The 17,702-nt window shown below is 55.3% G+C and carries 12 protein-coding genes; 7 read left to right on the top strand and 5 right to left on the bottom strand.

What is annotated here, in order from left to right:
* Positions 1–149 precede the first annotated feature (149 nt).
* Both FRD01_RS07880 and FRD01_RS07875 read left to right on the top strand, forming a co-directional pair.
* On the top strand, positions 150–1,976 hold the full coding sequence (locus tag FRD01_RS07880; protein ID WP_146958848.1) for a thrombospondin type 3 repeat-containing protein: 1,827 nt from the start codon (positions 150–152) through the stop codon (positions 1,974–1,976).
* Positions 1,977–2,012: 36 nt separating this feature from the next.
* Complete coding sequence (locus FRD01_RS07875) at positions 2,013–2,345, top strand: AlbA family DNA-binding domain-containing protein (RefSeq protein WP_146958847.1); 333 nt, start codon at positions 2,013–2,015, stop codon at positions 2,343–2,345.
* Positions 2,346–2,368: 23 nt separating this feature from the next.
* Here the strand turns inward: FRD01_RS07875 and FRD01_RS07870 are convergent, their stop codons facing one another.
* Complete coding sequence (locus FRD01_RS07870) at positions 2,369–2,554, bottom strand: hypothetical protein (RefSeq protein ID WP_146958846.1); 186 nt, start codon at positions 2,552–2,554, stop codon at positions 2,369–2,371.
* Between FRD01_RS07870 and FRD01_RS07865 the strand changes: the two genes are divergently transcribed.
* Both FRD01_RS07865 and FRD01_RS07860 read left to right on the top strand, forming a co-directional pair.
* Positions 2,545–2,877, top strand: a complete 333-nt coding sequence (locus FRD01_RS07865) for a hypothetical protein (RefSeq protein WP_146958845.1) — start codon at positions 2,545–2,547, stop codon at positions 2,875–2,877. The two genes, FRD01_RS07870 and FRD01_RS07865, sit on opposite strands and share 10 nt — an antisense overlap.
* A complete protein-coding gene (locus tag FRD01_RS07860) occupies positions 2,877–4,061 on the top strand; it encodes a hypothetical protein (protein WP_146958844.1) in 1,185 nt (394 codons plus the stop codon). The genes FRD01_RS07865 and FRD01_RS07860 overlap by 1 nt, the downstream gene beginning before the upstream one ends.
* A 581-nt stretch (positions 4,062–4,642) precedes the next feature.
* Here the strand turns inward: FRD01_RS07860 and FRD01_RS07855 are convergent.
* The 3 genes from FRD01_RS07855 to FRD01_RS07845 form a co-directional block, all read right to left on the bottom strand.
* Positions 4,643–5,284 carry a hypothetical protein gene (locus tag FRD01_RS07855; RefSeq protein WP_146958843.1) on the bottom strand — a complete coding sequence of 214 codons (642 nt, stop codon included), beginning with the start codon at positions 5,282–5,284 and terminating at the stop codon, positions 4,643–4,645.
* Positions 5,285–5,501: 217 nt separating this feature from the next.
* Positions 5,502–6,014, bottom strand: a complete 513-nt coding sequence (locus FRD01_RS07850) for a hypothetical protein (protein ID WP_146958842.1) — start codon at positions 6,012–6,014, stop codon at positions 5,502–5,504.
* A gap of 218 nt (positions 6,015–6,232) precedes the next feature.
* Positions 6,233–7,504, bottom strand: coding sequence for a hypothetical protein (locus FRD01_RS07845; protein WP_146958841.1), 1,272 nt, complete (start codon positions 7,502–7,504; stop codon positions 6,233–6,235).
* A gap of 33 nt (positions 7,505–7,537) precedes the next feature.
* Here FRD01_RS07845 and FRD01_RS07840 point away from each other — a divergent pair, with 33 nt between their 5' ends.
* The 3 genes from FRD01_RS07840 to FRD01_RS07830 are packed head-to-tail and all read left to right on the top strand — an operon-like array spanning position 7,538 to position 16,348.
* The gene (locus FRD01_RS07840; RefSeq protein ID WP_249756210.1) at positions 7,538–11,815 is read left to right on the top strand and encodes a translocation/assembly module TamB domain-containing protein; all 4,278 of its coding nucleotides are present in this window, start codon (positions 7,538–7,540) and stop codon (positions 11,813–11,815) included.
* Between the two features lie 2 nt (positions 11,816–11,817).
* Positions 11,818–15,108 carry a POTRA domain-containing protein gene (locus tag FRD01_RS07835; protein ID WP_146958839.1) on the top strand — a complete coding sequence of 1,097 codons (3,291 nt, stop codon included), beginning with the start codon at positions 11,818–11,820 and terminating at the stop codon, positions 15,106–15,108.
* Positions 15,101–16,348, top strand: a complete 1,248-nt coding sequence (locus FRD01_RS07830; protein WP_146958838.1) for an Lnb N-terminal periplasmic domain-containing protein — start codon at positions 15,101–15,103, stop codon at positions 16,346–16,348. The genes FRD01_RS07835 and FRD01_RS07830 overlap by 8 nt, the downstream gene beginning before the upstream one ends.
* 47 nt (positions 16,349–16,395) lie before the next feature.
* On the opposite strand, the gene FRD01_RS07825 is transcribed toward FRD01_RS07830, so the two are convergent.
* The gene (locus tag FRD01_RS07825; RefSeq protein ID WP_146958837.1) at positions 16,396–17,655 is read right to left on the bottom strand and encodes a thiolase C-terminal domain-containing protein; all 1,260 of its coding nucleotides are present in this window, start codon (positions 17,653–17,655) and stop codon (positions 16,396–16,398) included.
* Positions 17,656–17,702 lie beyond the last annotated feature (47 nt).

The following is a 17,702-nucleotide window of genomic DNA, read 5'->3' as shown; positions in this document are numbered from 1 at the left end:
GACCCCACTTTGCGCTTGGCTTCGCTCTTAACTTGGTGCAATCAGGTCATCCCGTATCTGGCACCGCCTTTGCACTATCATTGGTCGGGCGCCCAGAAGCGCACTTCAGTCTGGTCGAAAGAAGTAACCACCACCGACGGATATCAACGATGAAAACTCTTTTTGCCTCGAAACTCCTTTTAGTAGCCTTGTTGAGCGTCTCATGTACGGACGACGTGACCCTTCAAGACGTTGGGAGTTGCCCTGCAAATCAAGCTGTGAACCCGGTTTCCGGCGAGTGTGAACCACAGACGAATGGTCCAGATGGGCCGCAGAACAACACGCCACCGGCTGCCAACTGGGCAGACTCCGATGGTGATGGCGTTATTGACCGCTTCGACAACTGCGCGAACGTCTACAACCCGAATCAAGAGGATGCGGATTCCGACGGCGTGGGTGATGCGTGTGATAACTGCCGATTTACGGCCAACGTTGACCAGGCTGATACGGACGGCAACGGTATTGGTGACGCATGTCAGGACGAGGACTTCTACGATACCGATCAAGACACTGATGGTGACGGGCGTCCAGATATCTCGGACAACTGCCCGAACACGCCCAACGCGAACCAGGCCGATGCAGACCGCGACGGTGTGGGTGACGCGTGTGATAACTGCCCGAACGATGTCAATCCGAACCAGGCAGACGAAGACGGCAATGGCGTCGGCGATAAATGCGACCCGAACTACACCGGCGATATTTGCTACTCACAGACTTTCCGGGCCAACGTCCAGACGATTGAGCCTTCGATTTACGTGATGCTCGATGCGTCGGGCTCCATGGCCAACCAACTCGATTCGACGCGTCCTCGCCCTTGGCCTATAGACCTTGCCAAAACCGCGATCGAAAACGTGGCGGATAACCTTGGAAACTCAACTCGTATTGGCCTTGGTCAGTTTCCATTCCAGACCACCACTCCCGCAACCTGCACCACTCGCCATTGGCTCGACGTCGAGTCGAACACGCCTACGGCGATTCGCAACGCGGTGAACTCGATCAACGCGCTGGGAGACACGCCCACCGGATACGCGCTCAAGCAAATCTTGGTTCAGGGCTATCTCAACGACTCAAACGACCCGTTCGATTCCAGGCGACCTAAGGCTGTGATTCTTGTGACCGACGGAAATCCGAACGTGGTTTGCGAAGGTGGTGGCACTCCAACAAACTCGTTTGCGATTGGTCAACAAGAGGCAGTGGCGGCAGCTGAAGACCTGCGCCAGGCCGGCCTTCCGGTGTACGTGGTGGGCTTCATCTCCGGTGCAAACCCAGCCAATTTGGACGCCATTGCAGCCGCAGGCGGTACCGATGCACCTGGTCCAAATAGGTTCTACACGGCAAACGACCCAGCCCAGCTCCAAGCTGCGATCACGAGCATCACCCAGCAGTCTGTTTCGTGCACCTACCAGCTCGACCAGGTTCCACCTGATATGGACCAGGTCTTCGTGAAGCTGAACGGCAACACGATTTCTCAGAGCGCGGCAGATGGCTTTACGTTTGACCGGTTTGCACGCCTCATCAACTTCCACGGTAGTGCTTGCCAGCAAATCCAGCAGGCACCAGACCCAAGCCAAATCGAGATCATCGTGGATATTACGTGTACTCAGCCTGACGCCTGCGTGCCTCAGGAAGAGAGCTGTGACTTCCAAGACAACGATTGTGATGGCGAAATCGATGAAGGCTGCGGTGGTTGCCGCCCAGAAATCTGCGACGGAATCGATAACGATTGCGATGACCAGATCGACGAAGGCTGCCCAGGTTGCCAACTCCTCGACCAAAACTGCTCCACGGACGCTGATTGCTGCAACGGCTCATGTCAGGCAGGAGTCTGCGTGGCAGAGTGCCGCCCAGTTGAGGTCGCCTGCGTAGACAACTTCGATTGCTGCACCGGCGTTTGCTCCGGCACGCCAAGTGCACCAGGAATCTGCCTCGCCCAGTAAACACCTTGGTCGGCGATTCGCGACAGGGCCCCAGAAATGGATGAGTCAACAATCGATCTTCTGAAGAGAATTCGTTTAGGGGAAGACTCATCACTCGAACTCCAAGACCTGAGATTTCGAGGAGACCAGGTCGCGGATCCCCATCGCCACAGCATGGCAGACGAATTTGCGGCCATGGCCAACACCGGAAGTGGTACTTTCGTTCTTGGAGTCGACGACAAGCTCAAGACGGTAGTGGGCATTCCACTGGACAAGCTGGACGTTGTTGAACGATCGGTAGTGGCAGCGATCCTGATACTGGGGATGTATTTCCTCCAACCCCGCCAACCCCCTCCTCACGCCGCCCTCAGGCCTATCATGGCTCGATAAAGCTCGACCCGTTGAAGCTGAGTTCATCCGTTCAGAAGATCGCTGAAGAAATCGTGAGTCACATGGCCCACTGGGAAGACCTCACTATAACTTTGGAGATTCACGCTGAGCAGCCCGTTGGCATCGATGAGACCACCGAGCGGATTTTGAAAGAGAATTCCGTGGCGCTCAAGCTCGATCACTTCGACTTGGAGTAGACGTGGATCCACTCCTGCTCCTCAAACAACATGTGACTGAGCACATCGAACAGCTTGTTTTGGAGATCAACGAGTTGCTTCCGGTGGCAATCCAGAAGGACATGACTGGATATGCTCACGAGGAGGTCGAAGTCTTCGTTTCTCAACCCACATTTGACCACAAGGAGCAGTGCTTCCATTTCGAGTTGGAGGTGAACGTGGCTACGGTCGATGGTCTAACTCATAGACAATGCGAACCCTGCAAGATTGATCGAGACCGGCTTTCGGTGGGTGGCGAATGGGGTCCGATAGACGGACGGCGATTAGTTGATTCAATGCGTTGGGAGTTCTGTTGATGCGTATCCCACTCGACGAGCGCAAGCTAAACAAACTCGTACAAGAGATGAGAAACCGTGATCATGCTCCCGTGATCTACTTTACCATCTACCTTGTGGGTCAAGGACAGAAGCCTCATTTCAATCTTGCTCGTGACCTAGTTAATGAGTGCGCAGACTACCTATCAGCGCTCAATATGGACGAATTGGATGCCACCCGGGAAAAGGCGGCTGTTTGGGTGAGATTCTCTGACTGGAAAAATCCGCTCGTGAGTGCCGAAACAAAGAAACGCTTCATTGCGGAGGGATATGTCTATGCAGAAGTGCATGCGCGGTATTTCGCAGTTGATCACTTAATCGACATGCCGCTGACCGAAAGCTTGGTGCTTCGCGAATACCCTGAGCTTAAGGAACACTTGGATGAAGATGGGCTTCTGATTTTAGGAGATGAATTCGAGCCTGTGGATGGCGTGGTTTTCTACAAAAGCCACGCCCTGTGGTATCATCAGTTCCTGCGCAGAGGATTTACCTCAAGTCCTAACTTCGATTTTCTGGCACCGTTCATCCGGTACTATCACGACACGAAGAGAACTAACACGTTTCGGGTGGCAATAGATCACTCACGGTTGATGAGCCGGGAGGACTACTCACGGGTGTACGAATTCGATACTTGGTTTGGTCCACCGTTTGACACTGCAACGTTGGATGATCCAGACGCAGTGGGATTAACAGTGGTCGCGCGAAACAAAACGTCTCTGTTCGAACTGACAAATCATCTCCACTTCACTGACTTTCTATGGACATACAAGGAGGGAATCAAAACCCTCCAAATCGAGGAAGTACATGACAAGGCGGATGCGCTAGGTAACTACATCATCAACAGATATGTTCACGCTGAGCGAGACATTGATGCGGGGGTGTTTAGACACCTTGACGGTGCGGCCAAGGTTTACACACTAACCGGATATGATAAGCGCAAAGAAATTCACCTACCAGAAGCACGTTCATGTCATCGCAAGCCGAAACTCTGGCGGATTGATGGCGAGATTGATCTGAAAACTCTGTCAAGTCTCGTTAGTCTTTTCTACAAATCTAATGAGATGATCATTGAGTACTTCAACCCAGACGCTTTCGAGGAGATGTTTGAGCTACGCATACGTGATCCTATCAAATGGAAGGCGGAGTTTGAGCCAGCGAAGCGCTGAAGCTCGAGGTGAAGATATATTGCAGTTTTTTAAAATTTAATTCGCACCAAAAAAATGATGAAACTATTTACCTGTAGAAGCTAAATTTAAGGAGCACTATATGGTAAAAAAGAGAACTAAATCTCAGCAGAATTCTAAACATCTAAGCGCTACCCCATTTGCAGAGTGGCGTGAAGATTACGAACAAGGACGTTTCCTGACGGAAAAACACGACCCCAATTATCCACCTGGACGCGGTTACACAACCAAAGTTTCTCACGAATTGTCAGGATCTCTTGCGGCTGATTTTGACACTCTTAGGCGGGACTTTGATTGGGACCACTTTGAAGACAGCGATTATCCTAATGGAGCGGGGACATATCTGGGTACACCCAAAGCACATTTCACTGGCAGTGTGAGCCACGCAGTTAGCGGGTCGAGTCCTTGTGACGCTCTAGCGGTTGTCTCCGGCTCATTCAAAGGCAATCACATTTACCCCGTCCAAAGGTCCGAAGTCGAAAATTGTGACAGTCGCTATACATATAATGGTGCAGTCTAGATGAGCACGGAACTACCAGAAGAGGATTGAGCCATTGAGTCCGTCATTGCTCGCTGAATTCATCGCCATTCCAACAGAACCGCCTCTCAACGTCTTGAGACGAGCGTAAAGTTTGCTCACATGAGTCCTTGGGATCAGTCGTGTAATCACCCTCACGATACTTGATGACGATACAACCCTCGACGAAATTGAACCCAATGAATTCTTGATTTGTGAACGACCCTTCCGGACATGCGTTCAGGTTGTCACTTACTTTCAGAAGGTGTTGGAAGCCCCTCACAGACTGGACGTACATGGTGTGAGTTTTTGACCCCTGACCCTCTTCAATTGAGGGGCAAGCTTGGAAGAGCGTGTCAGCTGTGATGTGGTTCTTGCATTGCGAATAGTCTGTCCATCCTGCGCCAGAAATCTTCCAGCCATTTTCGGTCCTGCCGATTTCAACTGAAGAGATGTAGTGCTGAATGTGATGCCCACAATCTTCCAGGTTGAAGCCAAAGTGGCTGCCATTTAGGCTGAGGGCCACAGGTGTGGAAACGGAAACGCTTCGTTCTTGATCCACGTCCCAAGTATATGATGGACAAGCAGTACAACCCTGCTCGTTCCATCGCCCTTCACATACAACCGGCAGATATTCCGCGGGCGCAGGCTCATTCGGTTCCGGTTCCATGCCCTTCTCACGTTTCAATTCGTGCTCATTGGCGGCTTCTTTCCCCCTTTCTTCCTCCTCCTGTTTCAATTCGGCTCCAGTGTTTTCAATTGGTGGAGCAGATTCCTCGGGTAGAACAATGGGGCTTGAGGCACACGCCAGAACTCCGCATGTGCCTATGAACATTGTTCCCAGACCCAAAAAACGTTCATATTCGGATCGACGCCACGACTTAACGCCTTCTGGAAGTATCATTTCAAGCACCAGTGTTTTTCGCAATTTGTTGAAGAGCTTGCTGGGATCGGAAGGTGTTATCTTCGATCGACAAGAAGAGTTCGACGATTTCAGCTTGTAGAATCAACCCCCCACTGAGCGGAGTTGTGAAGGAAAAGACGAGCCCACATGCCAACAACAACTTCCACCCCTCAAAAATCCCGAACAACCCCACACAGGCCAACAGACCGAAGACCAGCACCATCCAACCCACGACCTTCAAACCCTGCGAATAATAGGTGAGGTTCGGGAATCTTTCTCCCTGCTTTGTTCGACTCGCGCTTGGGCTGTATGTTGCTTTGTATACAGCCGCGTTCGGAGGTGCCTTCGTGCTCTCTTCGTCAAGGTATTCCAGATGCTCCAGCGCTTGGTTCGCCTCTGAAGTATCGGGGTATTGCTCAATGATCACTTTGTAGAGTTCGATGGCTCGGAAACTATCTTTCTTGTCAAACTGATGGCTCACTGCCTCGTCCAAGAGTTGCTTTGCGGTTTTCACCCTGTGCCTCCTTTCATAAAGGTTTGTTTTGTAATGCTTTAACTCAGCATCTACCTCCGGAATGGTGGGGTCAAGTACAAATTTGGTAGCCGTGGCACGATACATGCCGTGTTTGAATTTTTTAGCTCGACTTGTTTGTTGAGGGGTGTTTCGTCAGCTGATCTAATCCACGAACAGCGTAGTGCACCTCAACCCCTGAGCGATGTGAAACTACGGCCCTAAAATGTCTGTGGCTCTATGCTGTAGGTGCCGTCAGCATCCACGGAGACCAGTAGAATCTCGCGGCGATTTTCCAAGACGGAGTCGTAGGCGCTGGTAATCCAGAGGTCTAAGTCTGCGAAGTTGGTGCGGTCCGAGGCGTTGATTCGGCCTGCGAATAGGGCGTTGGCGCCATAGCGATTGAATAGGGAGAGGACGCGCGCGCCCTGGGTCCGGTGGGTGAACCCGAGGTTTCGAACCCCGTTCGGATCGATGGGTGGGGTGTGGGTGAACGAAAAGACTGGCGGGCTTGAGTCAGTGTCTCGGCGATAGGACCGAAGGAAGGTGTCAAGGCGTGTGAGGCCGAGCTCGTCTACGGTGTGGTTGCCGGTAAAGAAGGTCACGAAGCGCGCAGGCCCCCACGGGAAAATGAAATCATGCGGGCCAAGCAGTCTTAGCGCATAGTCGCCCTCATCAATGATGTTTGCGTTGGCGCTCGCCACGAAGACCACCGGGATTGGCGTGCGATTTAGGCGAATCTCAAGGCCGTCTACGGCCGACTGGTCGGCGGAGTCCAGATTCTCGCCGAGGAGAACCGCAAAATCGGCATCATGGTCCAGAGCCGCGCTCAGAGCGGACTCGAGCTTTCCGAGAGATGAAGTAGACCCGATGACCACGAACTTTGCCTGAGTCGGCGTTTGCTCGGGCGCAAATTCCACGATGGTTGAGGTGCACGGCGAAAGTGGGAGCGTGATCGCGAACTCGGTGGAGCTCTCGGTGGCCACGGTGTTCATTTGGTCGCACGTGTTCAGGCGCTCTGTGGCTTCGCAGCTGGATGCAATGCACGTGGTTCCTTCGGCACAGTCTTCGCTCCCGGCGCACGGCGAGCCAAGAGAGTCGCGCGCTTCGGCGCAGACGATGAGGGCGCTATCGTCAGCACATGCGGAGTTCTGGGTTCGGCTGACGCCCTGGACGCCTAGAATTCGCGGCTGACTCGAGGGGTGTAGATTAAAGACTTCAACAAGAAAGTCGCCAGTCGCCTCTGGCCCCGTGCTCAGCGTGACGCGGGCAGAAGGGGCGGAGGAACGCGCGCGGATCGAAGTGGAGCTGGTTTCGCGAACGGCGCCCGAGTTGACTTGCACAACCAGGTCACTCTCTGGAATATCTGCGCGCGAAACTCGTCTTTGTCCTGTAGTAATGTCAGACGACTCCTGGAAACATCCCGTGACCATGCTTAAGAAAAATGTAGAAATCACAAGCGGTATTCGGCATTTTTCTGTGCTAAGCATCATGGCTGCTCAAGTGTCGGGGTGTATGCCGTGTTGATGCACGACATCGAGGTCAGGGTTTACCGCAGTGCGATTAAGATTCCAGTGATCTTTTTCGTCCCGGCTGCGTTCTTGGCCACGCTCTATTCTCTGGCATACCTTTACCTAAATTCAAATCTTTTCCTCGTCACTCTACACGAGACGCTCAACGAGGTCTTTCCCGGCACCATCGAAGTTCGCGAAGTGGTGCTCGAGCCCACGCTCGTGGACGCGCGAATTTTCAACGGGCGCCTGATGGCGCGCGAGGGTCACGACGTGATTCGCCTTCGCGAGGCCAGCACGTCCCTGAACCCCGCGACGCTCCTGACCCGCCGGCTCGAGCTCTACGACCTCGTGGTGCAAGAGGGTTGGGTCCGTATGACGTGGCCCAAGGCTGGCGAAGAGGGCTCGTTCGATATGCTCGAGGCTCTGGGCGTGGTCTCCGAGGATGACGAAGAAGACAGCGAAGACGGGTTTCTTGAGGGCATTACGCTTAGGAATGTGGCGTGCATCGAGTGTTCCTACGGGCTGAACCTTCATTTCTTTAAGGTCGAAGTTCCGGTGGTGAACATCCCGGACGGGCGCGTCGATATCTCTTCCACAGTCCAGATTTCGGTGCCGGCCCTGGAGGTAGACACCATCAAGCTCTGGTTTTCCAACACGCTCTTTGGGTTTCCGGAGGCGCGCGGACCATGGTCTTTTGATGTGAACGACGTGCAGCTGCGGCGGTGGATGTGGACCAACGACGGGTTCAACGTGGAGTATCTGGGCCTTGAGTCCGAAGGCGTAATGGCGTGGGCGTCAGGCTATATGCGCTTTCCAGAACGCGAGGATACCGACGAAACCCAGATGTACTACAAGGCGGAAGGCCAATTCTACATCCCGTACAGAACCAATCTGATTCAGTATTTTCTGGACGATTTAATCCACGTGGAAGCCACGTTGAGTGCCGCGGTGGAAGGGAGCCTGGACGAGATCGACGGGCGGTTTCGGCTCGAGGCGCCAGTCCTTGAGGCGCTCGACCTCTATCTGCGGGACATCGAAGCCGAGGGCTATCTACGCGACGACGTGATTGTTTCTGACGGACTTAACGCCAAACTCTACGGAGGGACCGCGGAGCTAGACCGCGTGGCGTTCAGTATGTTTGAGGGTCTCTGGTCTGTCTCAGGGCGCATCGAGGGCGTAGACCCCGCACCGCTCCTTGCGGATCGCGACCTCGACTACCCTTGGCTTGCGGGCTCGGCGCGAGGGGATATAAGCGCGATGGGGTGGGTGCCGTTTTCGCCCGAGGTTAGACGTCCTGGCGATGATCCGGTGCTTCGGCGTTGGGCCGAAGCGCGCAATCCAATGGCCTGGGTGCGGCTAGATTCGGACGTAGTCTTGGATCGTTCGACCTCGGAGCTTCTCCCTGGTTCACGTTTGCGCCTTGGTAAAGGCGCAGAGATTTGGACCACGCAAGAGGCCGCGATCGTCGAGGATCTTCGGGCGTATTTTCCCGACATGGATGCGCAAGTACAGAACTTCAGGTTCAACTGGGTTGACGGGGTTTTGGAACAAGGTCCCGAGCCCGGTCCTGCGCGGATCAAGCTCAACGCACCTCAGCTACCAGAACTCCTGAAACACTACGATATCAGCGGGGTTCAAGGAGGTGCAGTCGCCGAGCTTCTGGTGCGAGAGCGTCTGAACTACCCGGATATGACCTTCAATGGAAAATGGTCGTCGCCCGGAATTGTGGCGGACGGCGAGCCGCTCAGGTTTGATGAGGTGGCGTTCCGAGGGGCGCTTAAGAACGGCCTTGTCACTTTTGAACCCTTGGATATCCAGACGGAAAAGGGCGACCTCAAGCTCGATGGCAGTGCTCGGGTGCTCAGAAACCCTAAAGGCGTGATCGACCCAGAGACCGGCACGGATACTGGCGAATTCCTCTTTTTGAATAATCCATATCTGGACATGAAGTACACGCTCAGCGGCGTGGATGTGGCCTATTTTGATGCGTGGCTTGGGCTCGGCTCGAACACGCGCGGCACGCTAAATGCCAAAGGCGAGGTAACCGGAGCGGCGAGTGCGCCAAGGGTTGAGGTAGACGGGAGCTTGAAGACCGGCGAGGTGATGGGCCAGCTGGTGGATGAACTGGTGGTCAAGGGCATGGTGTCACCCACGCAGTTTGATGTGGACGAGTTCCGCCTGGATGCCGGCGCGGCCGGCACCATGAAGGCACACGGCTCGGGCCGATTTAGCGGCGACGACCTCGAAGTATGGGCCGAAGGCCAAGATATTGAGCTGGCTTTGCTCGATCCGCTGGTCAAGCGCTCCGCGGTGACGGTCGAAGGCCTCGGGCAGTTCAATGTTCACGCGAGTGGGTCCGTTAGGCGTCCTCAAATCGGAGGTTATGCGAATGTGGACTCGCTGAGGGTTGATGGCCGCGAATTGGGCGACGCATCCACCGTCATCAACACGCTGAACGACGCGGTACACATCACAGGCGCGCTGAGCGAGATGGGCGGCATACTTGCCGAGGTGCCTCTTGACGCGGAGTCGCCCTACTATGGCCGCCTTGTTTTGGACAACCTAGACCTCAAAGAGAAGGTCCGCGAGCTCTCCGAAACCGAGCTCGTTGAAGGCGCGCGTACCACCGGAAGTGTGGAGGTCTTCTTGTCGCCGGATTTGGAGCGCTACCAGGTGCTCCTCAATCTCAGCGACCTCGAGCTCAACACCTTGGGGCGGCGTTTTGTGAACGATGGCCCGCTCATCGTGGGTATCAACGACGGCACTCTCTTTCAGATCCAGCGCGCCAAAGTTGGCGCCGATGGGCGTTTTGTGGAGTTGGAAGGCGGCCTCTTTTTGGACGAAGCCCTGCTCGATATTGCGGCGCGAGGTGAACTCGATCTCGCGCTTGTAAACAGCTTTCGGGCCACGTTTCCCGAGTACTTTCCAGACGCCGTGGTTGAGGCCTCGGGCATGGTCGAGCTCGATACTTCGCTGCGCGGGACCCCTGAAGGCTTTGTTGCTGATGGGTACGTTCGCCTCCTGCCGTCACAGATCCAGCTGCGCGACATCAACACGCCTGTGGTCCTGAGCTCCGGGATGATTCGCTTCGGCGAGAACGGAGTCAATATCGACGACCAAGACCCTGTGCGGGGGCGCGCGCTCGATGGGGCGTTCGAATTGCGTGGCGGTTTAAGCGTGATCGATGCGGTGGTTCAGGACCTGAGGCTGCAGCTTCGCGGAGTCAATATGAGCTACAGGATTCCAGACATGGCAAACCTGACCTTTGCCGCCGACGTGGAGCTCAACGCCCGAGATTTAGACCGTCCGGAGACGTGGTCGGCGACCGGACTTGTGGATATCGTGGACGGGCTTTACTACCAGAATATCTCGGTCTTTCAGGAACAGTTTACAAACCGACTTCTGGGCGCGTTCAACCGCACTTCGCAAACGTACGAGGCGAGCCTTGTGGAGCGCATTCCGTGGCTTGAGGATGTGAATTTCGACCTGCAGATTCGGGCCCGGGACTCGTTTAGGATTCGCTCAGAGATCGACCGTCTCGGCCTCGATCTCGAGCTCCGAATGGACGTTCGGCTTCAGGAAACGCTGGTCAATCCGCGGATGGTCGGAGGTGTGGACATCATCGATGGAAAGGTGCAGTTTCAGAACGAGTTCTTCGATGTTCGCTCGGGTACGCTGACGTTTGAGGGGAATCCCGAAAATCCTCGCGTGGACATCATCGCCGACGCGGATATCAACAATCGATGCCGACAAACGGATTTTGCCGAGACCACGCAGGATACCTTGAGATTGACCGGGGATGTGGGGCGCGACGAGGAGCTTGCGTATCGTATTGTGCTCAACGTGTCGGGGCGTCTGGACAATTTGGACGTTCGGTTTGAGTCGAATCCATACGCCGACCAGCGTGACGTCCTGAGCTTGATTCTCACGGGTTGTACGGTGGATCAGCTCACAGCATCGAGCGCGTCTAGCCCGACGCTGGAGGTGGCGCTCGCCCCGGTTTTGGGTTGGATCGAGGGCACGGTGCAGGACGTGGTGGCGGTGGAGGAGTTTACGATTACACCGAGTGTGGACAGGCTTCGTACGAGCATCGGCGACAGGCTCTCGCGGCGCACAACCTGGCGTCTTGAGGTCGATACCGGCCTGACTCAATCCACGGGTGGACAACGCTACGAATTGAACTACAAGATTTCGGACTCATGGTCGGCCCAGCTCAGTGAGAGTACTCGCACCGAAAACGAGAGTTTCGTGATCGATTTTAAATTACGTTATCGCCTGCTCTTGGATTGAGGATGCGCAGCTTTTGGTTGGTCATCCTGGGGCTCTTGGTGTGCGCGCAAAGCTTTGCGCAGGATGGCGTGCCGGATTTGGAGTTGGAGCAGCCTGAGCTGGCGGTGGAGGAAGAGCCGCCGGAAAAAGACCTCGAGCCGATGGTGACCGAACGGGTTCCCGTCGAGGCGCAGGGCGAGAACATACGGCTCGATATCGACGAGTCGCTCGTGGGCAAGGTCATCGGTCAGGTGGAGCTCACGTGCGATTTGAAGATCTGCGAAAATCCCGAGAACCTGCTTGAGCTCAAGGGGATTGCCGGGTTGAGCGTGGGACAGGTCTATTCTTCCAAACTTCTCGAGACCGCGCAGGTTCGCTTGGCTAAGACCGGTTTCTTCGAGTCGCTAAAGGTCATCAAACGCCTCGAAAACGATGTGGTTTTGCTGGAGATCGAGGCCAAAGGGGCGACCCTAATCCGAGACGTCAAATTCGACGGGCTTGAGACGCCGCCTTTCGAAGAAGAACTTCGCAAGGTCCTGATTTACCGGCAGGGACAGGCCTACAAGCGTGATGCCCAAAAGGCGCAAACCCAGCTCCAGCAGTTCAGAAACCTCTTCGAGCGAGAAGGATATTTCGGCACGAAGATTGAGCTGAGCGCCACACCGGTAGCGGACACCGAGCACCTGGTGGACCTGGTGTTCAAGATCGAGCGTGGAAAGGCGCGTCAGGTCTGCGACGTGGGCGTGCGCGGCAACCAGGCCATGACCTACGCCGATGTGCGCGAACTCTTGCTGAGCGACGGTTCGTTTCTCTCGCGGCGCCTTAGGCTCTACGATTCGACCTTCACCTCAGATGGGTTCAAACGCGGCCAGGAGGCTCTGGTGGAGGCCTACCGACGGCGGGGGTACTTTCAGGCGCGTATCGTGGACAAAGCGGTCCGCGTTGATGGGAGCGGTGAGTGCGTCACGTTGGTGATCGACGTTTTGGAAGGGCCCAAATGGGACGTGACCTTTGAGGGCGTGGAGGAGTTTAACGAAGAAGACATCCGGGATGTGCTTCCGTTCTACGAAAGTGGTTATGTCGACGCCGAGGAAATCCGCCGTGCTGAGCGAGCAATCGAGCAATTGTACGAAACACGAGGGCACGCGTTCGCGAGGGTCGAAGGAAGCGAAGAAGAGCGCGACCAGCTCGACCGATCCATCACATTCAAGATTCGCGAAGGGCCCAAGGTTGAGATTCGCGAGATCGTGTTTGAAGGGCTGAGCGTCTTTACGGAGGCTGAGGTCTTGGAGGTCATGAGCACACGCGTGTTCGCGCTCTTTGACGTGGGTGGTTATCTGCAGACCGACGAGTTGTTGGGGGATCTTCTGAGAATTGAGTCGCTCTATCGAGAGCGAGGCTACCATCAGGCGCTAGTCCGAAGGTTCAATCTGGAGCGAATCTCAGAGGGTCAGATGCGGGTTCGAATCAGCATCGACGAGGGTATTCAGACGAAGATAGCGCGGGTGGAGATGTTCGGAAATCGCACCACGACCTCGGGTCTACTGCTTGAAGGCATGTCTTCGTCTCCTGGCGCTCCCTTTGTGCCTCTGCAGCTTCGCACCGACCAGACTCGCATGATTCAACGTTATGCCGGGTTCGGGTATCCGTTGGCTCGAATCGAGACGAGCTGCTTTTTGCTAAACGGCGAGCAGATTGCGTGTGAGGCGCCGCGTCTGCCGCGTGCGTGCACGGCACGCTCGCAGGAAGAGCTAAGCGAGCGATGTGAACGTGTGCCTGGAAAACAGATGTGTCTAAGGGTGCTCGAGACCGATGAATGTAAGTTTGAAGGCGGAGCAAATGCCGAGGCGATTCGCATCCGCCATGAGATTACGGAAGGCCCGATCGTGCGCGTGGGCGCTAGACTTCTGAAGGGTAACTTCGACACGCGAGCGAGCGTGATCCACCGTGAAGTTGAGCTCAAAAGAGGGGACCTGCTCGACACTCAAATGCTGATTCAAGGGCAGGGAAACCTGCGCCAGCTCAATATCTTCGATTCGGTGAGCGTGGAGACGATTGGCCTGGACGAGGCTGCTCAGGATAAAACCGAAGTGACCGCCGCGCTGCTCATCAGTGTTGAAGAGGCATCGTCGAGCTTCTTGGATTTCAGGTCTGGTGTGGAGTTGCGCGAGCCATTCGTGGACGACCGCCAACTCTTGTTGACCGGTGAGGCTCAATACACCAATCGAAATCTCTTTGGCTTTGCGCAGGGGATTCAGCCGCGTGTGGTGGGGGCGATCGACACCTTGCAGCTTTTTGAAGGGTTGAATCTGGACCCGACCGAGGGCACTCAAGTTGACTCTCTGGATTACGTTTTCGGCGCCGAGCTTTCGTATTCTCACCCACGTTTTCTCAAGGAATCCCTCGGTATAGACAAACTCTACTTCACTTTTGGTCCGTTCTATCTCTTGGACCTCTTGGGCATTGTGAATCGTCAGATTCTCCGGGAGGAATGGGGGCTTCGCTCGGAGTTTAGAAAGGATCTGACCGAGATTACGGAGCGGCTTTTCTTAAAACTCGGACTGGAGTTCAAGCAAATCGCGACCTTTGGTCAAGACGGCCCGGTAGTCGAGGGCGAGCGAATCTTCTCGCCGCGAAGAACCGTTGGAAAGGTGGAGCCGGATTTGACATTGGACCGGCGTGATAGCCCGTTGAATCCGAAGAAGGGATATCTCTTGCGCGCGCAGCCGACCTGGGTCAGCGGTGATGCGTTGGGGCAGGGCGGCGAAGGGTTTTTCTCGGACTCCTTCATGCGCCTGTTCCTGACGGCGTCCTACTTTATCCCGTTTTGGAGAGGCGATGTAGTGCTTGGCCAGGGTATTCGATATGGCCAAGTCTTTCCGCTGGCCGGGCGCGAGAATCCCGTGTCCATCGACGAGCGTTTTTTCCTCGGCGGCGTGCGCTCGTTGCGAGGGTTTGGCGACGATAGCGTGGGGCCAATTTCACTATCTCAGACCCCGGATGGTGGGGAGCTGAGCCTCTCGTACAATGCCGAGTTGCGCTATCCACTCATCCCATCATTGAGTGTGTACGGTGCCGTTTTTTGGGACACGGGGCTCCTCGTGGATTGTTATGTGGGCTCGCAGCGTGCGTGCTGGCAGGATGCGTTTGGGCAGGGTCTCTTGGATGAAGTCCGAAGTTCGGCGGGGCTCGGTGTGCGGGCTCTTTTGCTTGACCAAATTCCGATTATTTTGGACTACGGGACTGTGCTCAACCGAAGGCCTGGTGAGCGCTTTGGCCAGTTTCATGTCAACGTAGGATATACCTTTGATTAGACAGTTTTTCTTGAGTGTTTTGCTCTTTTCGGTCCTTATGGCACCGAGTTTGGGGCATGCGGTTTCGCCGCCTTGGGCCACGGGGCAGTCGCGTGGACAGGACCTGGAAGTAGTCTTGATGACTTTTGATCATGGGGACCAGATTCCCACCTGGTTTGGGCACACGGCCTTGATGGTGCGCGATAAGCGATTTGGCGCTGAGCGAGTCTACAACTACGGCATGTTCAGTTTTGCGCCCGATATGTTGGTGAAGTTCTTGATGGGGCGGCTTGAGTTTTGGGTGGCTCAGACGAGCTATCGGGGCACGATTGCTGTGTACAAACGCGAGAGTCGAGGGATTCGGGAACAAGTCCTGAATTTGAGCCCTGAGAAACGCCTCGAAATCGCCAAGTTCTTGGATTGGAATGTTCAACCTGAGAACCGCTACTACATGTACGACCACTACTTCGACAACTGCGCCACGCGGATTCGCGATGTGATCGATCAGGCGGTGGGCGGGCAGCTGAAAGTGGCGGCGGACAAACCTGCGCGATACTCGCTTCGCGGACATACGCGCCGCCACACTCAGAGAAACCCTTATGTGGATTTTATCCTGACGTTTTGGATGAATCACGAGATCGACGTCCCGATCAAGATCTGGGACGAGATGTTTTTGCCCACGGAACTTGAGCGAGTCCTAGACCAGAATTCTTATGTGAATGAGAAGGGTGAGACGGTGCCTTTGGTGCTTGAGAAGCGCGTGCTTGCTGAGGGCAAGAGGGCAGAGGTTCCTGAAGCTCCGAATTTTGCGCACCCATGGTTTGCGATTTTAGGTGGCGTGCTGGGTGGCGCTGGTCTTGGGCTCCGGCGTTTGCGTGCGAAGCAGCCTGATAAACGGGGCGTGCGCATTGGTTTGGGCGCGTATTTTGTGTTCCTTGGTCTTCTGGTGGGGATTCCTGGCCTGATTCTCGGGCTCTTTCCGTTCACTGAGCACACCATCACCCATTGGAACGTGAATTTGCTCCTGGCGAGCCCGCTGAGCGCATTGTTTATGCCTTTCGGCGCAGCCATTGTGTTTGGTTCAAAACGCGCTGAGCGTTGGAATGAGAGGCTCTTGGACGTGATTGCGGTCCTGACCATCCTAGCCGTGTTGGCGGCACCGTTTGTCTCCCAAGTCTATTGGTTGCCGCTCGCGTTCTTCGTCCCGTTCAACTTGTGTCTGAGAGGGCTTGGCCCACTTTCTTTCTCAAGAAAAAGTTAAGGGCGTCAGGAGATATCCCAACGCCCTAAGGACGGTGACAAGATAGCTTAGACGTTCTTAAACGCCATACAAACGGTGGTGCGGTCGTCGCCGCCCATGTTGGCGGTGAGGCCGTACTCAGGCTTGGTGGGTACTTGATAGTCGCCGCAGAGGCCTTTCATCTGACGGTAGATTTCCAGAACCTGCTTGATACCGGTCGCGCCCACAGGGTGTCCAAACGCGATGAGTCCGCCGCCGGTGTTGACGGGGATCTTACCGTCGATGGCCGTGGCGCCAGATTTGGCGAGCTCTCCTCCTTTTCCTGGCTCTGCAAACCCGAGGGCTTCGGTCATCAGGACTTCGGTCACTGCAAAGCAGTCGTGGACTTCGCACACGCCGATTTGCTCAGGCTTAAGGCCTGTCTCGGTGTAGAGCTCGTTGGCGGCCTTTTTGGTGTTGTCCAGAGTCGTGTAGTCAGAAACCTGACCAAGTGGGCTTGTGGCTACGGTGTAGCCAAGCAACTCCACGCATTTGGATGGGTCGATGCCGAGCTTCTTGAGGCCCTCTTCGCTTGCCAGAATCATAGCGGCGGCGCCGTCGCTGACCTGTGAGCAATCCGTGACTTTCAGGTAGTCTTTGAAGTCTTCGTTGCGCAAGAATCGAGGGTTCGTGTCCGAGGCCTGAGAAGCCGCCTCGAGGTCAACCTTCACGTCACGCATGTGCGCGTTCGGGTTCTTGTTGGCGTTAGCATAAGCCTTGGCTACCACGTAGGCGATATCCTCTTCGCCTACACCGAACTTCTCTTCGTAGTACTTCGCACGACGCGCGAACATGGCGGGGAAGGTGAAATCGTCGAGTTCGCGCTCGGATTCCCAGTGTGATGCGCGTGCAAGGAAACCCGCGCCATCTCTAGCTGAAACGGTAGTCTGGACTTCGGCACCAAGCGCCATGACCACGTCACAACCCGCCTGAATGGCGTCTACTGCGGTGACAACGGCGAGTCCACCGGAGGCGCAAGCTCCCTCGAGTCGCATAAACGGCTTTCCTTGAAGGTCTTTGTGCGCACGCACAGCGAGCGCGCCCATATGTCCCTGATTCGAAAAAAGCTCGCCCGCAAAGTTCCCGACGTATCCACGCTCAATGGCCGCAGCCTCAACACCCGTGGACTCCAGCGCGCCCAGGATGGCCGAAGTCATCAACTCCTCAAGAGTTGGATTCTCACGCTGGCCAAATTCTGGGTGCTTCTTCCAGATGAAGTCTGGGTGACCTTTACCAATGAAAGGCGTCAGGTGCCCTCCGACGACAAATACTTTTCGTTGCGGTTTCATGTAATCAACTCCGTTTTATGCGGGCTCAACAGACGGCGGGATTGCTA

Source organism: Microvenator marinus (assembly GCF_007993755.1).
Lineage (GTDB): Bacteria > Myxococcota_A > Bradymonadia > Bradymonadales > Bradymonadaceae > Allomicrovenator > Allomicrovenator marinus.
Note: the sequence above shows the minus strand (reverse complement) of the source record. Positions and strands in the feature narration are given on the sequence as shown.

Coding starts and splice junctions, on each gene's coding strand:
- FRD01_RS07860 (WP_146958844.1), top strand. CDS start 2,877: ATGCGTATCCCACTCGACGAGCGCAAGCTAAACAAACTCGTACAAGAG.
- FRD01_RS07835 (WP_146958839.1), top strand. CDS start 11,818: ATGCGCAGCTTTTGGTTGGTCATCCTGGGGCTCTTGGTGTGCGCGCAA.
- FRD01_RS07825 (WP_146958837.1), bottom strand. CDS start 17,655: ATGAAACCGCAACGAAAAGTATTTGTCGTCGGAGGGCACCTGACGCCT.
- FRD01_RS07840 (WP_249756210.1), top strand. CDS start 7,538: ATGCACGACATCGAGGTCAGGGTTTACCGCAGTGCGATTAAGATTCCA.
- FRD01_RS07875 (WP_146958847.1), top strand. CDS start 2,013: ATGGATGAGTCAACAATCGATCTTCTGAAGAGAATTCGTTTAGGGGAA.
- FRD01_RS07880 (WP_146958848.1), top strand. CDS start 150: ATGAAAACTCTTTTTGCCTCGAAACTCCTTTTAGTAGCCTTGTTGAGC.
- FRD01_RS07845 (WP_146958841.1), bottom strand. CDS start 7,504: ATGATGCTTAGCACAGAAAAATGCCGAATACCGCTTGTGATTTCTACA.